1 protein-coding gene is annotated in these 237 nt (G+C 57.0%); it reads left to right on the top strand.

Features of this window, described 5'->3' with window-relative positions:
* A partial coding sequence (locus ACZ3HG_RS24835) for a hypothetical protein (protein WP_465335206.1) occupies nucleotides 1-228 on the top strand: 228 nt, incomplete at its 5' end.
* Between the last annotated feature and the right edge of the window lie 9 nt (nucleotides 229-237).

Here is a 237-nt window from a genome sequence, read left to right as displayed (position 1 = left end):
CCTTTCGGCGAGGTCAAGGCGGCTCACCTCAAAGGCTATTTCGAAAGTCTTGACGGTTCGTTTACGCTCGAACCATTGTCGGACGGACGAACCAAGTTGACCGGCTGGTCTCGCTATCGACATCGCTACCGCCCCGCGATTTATTGGTCGGTCTGGACGGACGCGATCGTGAAGAAGGTCCACGTTCGGGTTCTTGATGAGATCAAACGGCGGGCCGAGTCGCGCTAAACTCGGACA

The sequence above is a fragment of the Erwinia sp. PME.40.26/001 genome (assembly GCF_055556675.1).
The sequence above is the reverse complement of the archived record's forward strand: the minus strand, read 5'-3'. Positions and strand labels throughout refer to the sequence as shown.